General features: G+C 40.7%; 5 protein-coding genes and 1 pseudogene. All 6 read right to left on the reverse strand.

All coding sequences use genetic code 11. From position 1 onward, the window contains the following. Nucleotides 1–175: 175 nt before the first annotated feature. The 6 genes and pseudogenes from F6K54_RS03780 to F6K54_RS03805 all read right to left on the reverse strand — a co-directional run bounded on the left by F6K54_RS03780 (nt 176) and on the right by F6K54_RS03805 (nt 3,426). Nucleotides 176–811, reverse strand: coding sequence for a hypothetical protein (locus F6K54_RS03780; protein ID WP_293074689.1), 636 nt, complete (start codon nt 809–811; stop codon nt 176–178). Between the two features lie 350 nt (nt 812–1,161). After that, nucleotides 1,162–2,315, reverse strand: a pseudogene (locus tag F6K54_RS03785) (IS630 family transposase). Between the two features lie 265 nt (nt 2,316–2,580). Further along, on the reverse strand, nt 2,581–2,712 hold the full coding sequence (locus F6K54_RS03790; protein ID WP_293074750.1) for a hypothetical protein: 132 nt from the start codon (nt 2,710–2,712) through the stop codon (nt 2,581–2,583). Further along, nucleotides 2,654–2,875: a type II toxin-antitoxin system VapC family toxin gene (locus F6K54_RS03795; protein ID WP_366558051.1), complete on the reverse strand. Its 222-nt coding sequence runs from the start codon at nt 2,873–2,875 to the stop codon at nt 2,654–2,656. The genes F6K54_RS03790 and F6K54_RS03795 overlap by 59 nt, the downstream gene beginning before the upstream one ends. Nucleotides 2,876–2,977: 102 nt before the next feature. Beyond that, a complete protein-coding gene (locus F6K54_RS03800; protein WP_293074691.1) occupies nt 2,978–3,172 on the reverse strand; it encodes a type II toxin-antitoxin system VapC family toxin in 195 nt (64 codons plus the stop codon). A gap of 2 nt (nt 3,173–3,174) precedes the next feature. Next, nucleotides 3,175–3,426, reverse strand: a complete 252-nt coding sequence (locus tag F6K54_RS03805; RefSeq protein WP_293074693.1) for a type II toxin-antitoxin system Phd/YefM family antitoxin — start codon at nt 3,424–3,426, stop codon at nt 3,175–3,177. Nucleotides 3,427–3,988: the final 562 nt, after the last annotated feature.

The following is a 3,988-nucleotide window of genomic DNA, read 5'->3' on the forward strand; positions in this document are numbered from 1 at the left end:
TTAGACTACCGCCAAGGAAGCAGCACCCTGTGAAGCGTCAACCCGCCGAGGAGCTATGGCTCAGTAGGAATCCCCGTGCCTTTAGGCCGGGGAGGATGTCAAAGCATATTAAGAAAGAAGGAAGCAATCTCCTAAAACCCTGAGATTGCTTCCTATCGTCGATAGGGACAACTATTCAATCGGATTCTATATAATATTCTCTGAGTACAGATGGCACACTGTAGAGATTTTCTTGTTTTTCGATGAGGGAACGCCTACACAAAGATTGTAATGTGTTGAGTAAATCTGATGGTGATATTTCTGTAGTTTCTAACAGTTGCGCTAGACTAATGGGTTTATTTTTCATTACTAATAGCTCCAAGATTTGTTTTTCGGTTTCCGATAGGCGATCGCTCTGCTGTTGTAAAGTATCTTTTAAATCTTCTGGTAATAAGATAGCATCATCGGGCAATAACTCAATCAAATTTTCTCCGAATTCTTGAATCTGAGTTGCCACACTTTTTAACCATAGAGGGTTGCCTTGATAGTGGTGAATGAGTCTTTCCCATTTCTCAATTTCTGTTAAACCATAATCTTTGAGTATTTCTGTGGCGCTAGTGAGATCTAAACCAGTCAGTTGCAAAATAGGAATTGGTATTTTTTTGCTTTTGAGTTGAGCAAGTTTAATGGGTTCTTCCCAACCTATTAATAGCAGGCAACTTTCATGGGATAATTTTTCTATCTGTTTGAAAAAGCAGTCATATTCTTCGCATCCTGGTTTGTACTTTCCTGCAAATTCTCCACTACTGAAAAGGTGATGAATGTCATCCAAAACAACTAATTGGATTATATTTGTCTTAACTTAGTACTATCCATAATGTTGATTTTCGGTATGTTACGCTGACGCTAACACACCCTACTGGACTGTTTCATCTAAAATGGTGCATTAGAATAGCTAGCCAAAAGTGACTATTGGACTCTATAGCGATCGCTAAAAACAGACAGCCCAAAACAAGCGATATAGCTGCCGCACTTGCTCCGCCAACGCTAAAAATAGATAGCCAAAAATAAGCGATCGTTAAAAACAGACAGCCAAAAACAGGCGATCGCTAAAAACAGACAAGCAAAAACAAGCGATCGCTAATTGATGGCGACAGTAAACTGTAGGAGAGTTAGTGGGTATTAGGCAGTTTCAAAAACCGGATAAAGATGTTTGAGCTTAACTCTGGCATCGTCAGTAGAAAATTGCCATATCACTTTAGAGGCAGTTTGATTACGCTCGGTTTGCCATGCAATTAATTCTGTTTCCAACTTTTGTTTGCAATTAATTCTTCGGTCTAAACATTGTTTTGATAAGATACTTAATTCAGTCTCGGCCACATTTAACCAGCTACCATTACGGGGAGTATGATAAATTTCTAGGCGTCTAGCCAGACGATGGGCTCTACTGAGCCGGAAATGCTTCATACAACGAAGCAATATTATGAGTGTTGAGATTATCGCAAACTAACTTGACTTTTCGAGCATTTGGGTAGTCCACATCCAATAATTGTCGTATTTCTTCTGCCCAATCTATTCGAGTTCGACTGTCTCGGTTGCTCACCCGTCGCCATCCTCTGTTAGGATCAAAAAACATGAATACAGCTTGTACTCCTTCACGAGCAAGCGTGATAATCTTCTTTTTTGTCTTTCCCAGGCTTCATGGGGATGGTTTCGTAGAGATGTCCTTGAAGTTGCACAGAGGCTTCATCCATATTTATTAATGGCTCCTCTTGGGAGTGAACACTGCTATAAAGATCGAGAACAACTTCCATTTGTGAGACAAATCTAGCTAAGTCCCTCTCTGGGATACAAAACCTTTGGGTTTTCCAGGGGCGTAATTGGTTTTTTTTAGAGTGCGCCAAACAGTTGAGCAGGAAATTTCAGTGACAATTTGTCGCTCTTGAAGCTCTGAAGTTAATAATCTGATTGTCCAATCTGCTCTGCCTTCCGGTGGGTCAGAACAACACAAAGCAATGATTTTTGCCTCAGTTGCTCCATCAACTTTTGGAGGCGTGGGTGGAGATGGGCGAAGACTTCTGACAAGGGCAGGTCTTTCCCCTTTGGTCAGGAATCTTTGCCGAACCCGTCCCACTGTATTTCTATGTACATTTAAAGCTTCAGCTATCTCTTCATCTGTCCAACTTCTCTTGGTTGTAACGGCTTCGTTACACATTAGGAGAATTCGAGCGTGTAGAATTTTTTTAGCTGGTGCATAACCATTTCGGGCGATTTTTTCGCTTATTATCTTTCTGTTCTACCGTTAGATACACTTTATCTCGTCGGCCTCTTCCCATCATTATTGTCCTCTATTGCTGGCTATTCTATTCCACTATTTTAGTTGTTTTGGTCCAGAACCTCTATTTTTGGCTGTCTGTTTTTAACGATCGCTTGTTTTTGGCTGTCTGTTTTTAACGATCGCTTGTTTTTGGCTGTCTGTTTTTAACGATCGCTTGTTTTTGGCTGTCTGTTTTTAGTGATCGCTATAGAGTCCAATAGTCACTTTTGGCTAGCTATTCTAATGCACCATTTTAGGTGAAACAGTCCACTACTGCTACTGCTTCATCTGTGCATCCGTGCCATAATCTGTGTGAGCGCCTCCTCCCAACCTACATGAGCGATCGCTCTCCAAACACTAACTTGCTGCCCAAAGAAGGGAAATATTGCTGTATTGCCTGAACATTGAATCAGCACTCATAAGCGTCATGTCCTCTATCTGAGCTTGGGCAATTAGCATTCTGTCAAAGGGGTCTTTATGATGTAACGGTAATGCAGCCGCTCTTAAGGCATGACCAGCAGTAATTTCTAAAATTTGCATATTTAACGACGCTATGCGACTATAAATGCGGCATTGCATAATTGCGGGATGATTTTGTCACAGAGCAGAAACCATAATCCCCGTGTCCCCGTGTCCCCGTGTCCCCGTGTCAGCCGAAATCATCCCAGTATTCAGCAACGCCTAAATGCAGGTATCTATCGGTTCTGGCAAAGATAATTTTCCATAGGCAACTTTGATTGCTATTTCCCACACACTAGCAGCAGAAAACCACAATTCGTTACTTTCATCAGCAATACAGGTGGTTGCCTCTTCGTTTAACCGTTCAGGTTCAGCAAACCACCATAACCAGCACTGGGTATCCAATAACAGTTTCACTTTTACTCTCCCTCAAATGCTGCCATAATCTCTTGTGGTAAAGGTTCATTAAAATCCTCTGGCACGACAAATTTTCCTCTATCCTGCCCCAAACTAGCTAGTCGCTTAGATGAGGGAGAAATGGGAACCAATTTCGCGATCGCCACTCCTTGATTGAAAATAATAATTTCTTCTCCAGGTTTGATACCAGATAATAACTCCGAGAGATTGATTTTGAGGTCGTCAGGTAAGTTTTCTATCTGAAGTGTAGCCATTTTTGTTTCTAAATCACTTTTATATTACATTACCAGTTTAACTTAACTTAGGATATTTTAGCTTAACTACCAAGTAGGGTATGTTTCTCTGCGGGACATGTTTGCGGAGCATTCCGTCAGGAAAAATGAAATGTAACGCACCGCCTTTGATTTTCGCTGTGTTACTTAATCCGTACATCCGTGCCATAATCTGGTGAGCACCTCAATCCAACTACATAAAGCGACCGCTTAGATGGAAAAACTAAGAAGTTATAGTTTTCAGTACCTAATTTTTCACTGCCACAACAGAAAAACTAAGACGTTGTAGTTTTCAGTACCTAATTTTTCACTGCCACAACAGAAAAACTAAGACGTTGTAGTTTTCAGTACCTAATTTTTCACTGCCACAACAGAAAAACTAAGACGTTGTAGTTTTCAGTACCTAATTTTTCACTACCACAACAGAAAAACTAAGACGTTGTAGTTTTCAGTACCTAATTTTTCACTGCCACAACAGAAAAACTAAGACGTTGTAGTTTTCAGTACCTAATTTTTCACTGCCACAACAGAAAAACTAAGACGT

This window comes from Okeania sp. SIO3B5 (assembly GCF_010692555.1).
In the GTDB taxonomy this organism is placed as follows: Bacteria; Cyanobacteriota; Cyanobacteriia; order Cyanobacteriales; family Microcoleaceae; genus Okeania.

Excerpts from the sequence above, each read along its gene's own strand:
- F6K54_RS03795 (WP_366558051.1), bottom strand. The coding sequence starts at position 2,875 with ATGCAATGCCGCATTTATAGTCGCATAGCGTCGTTAAATATGCAAATT.
- F6K54_RS03805 (WP_293074693.1), bottom strand. The coding sequence starts at position 3,426 with ATGGCTACACTTCAGATAGAAAACTTACCTGACGACCTCAAAATCAAT.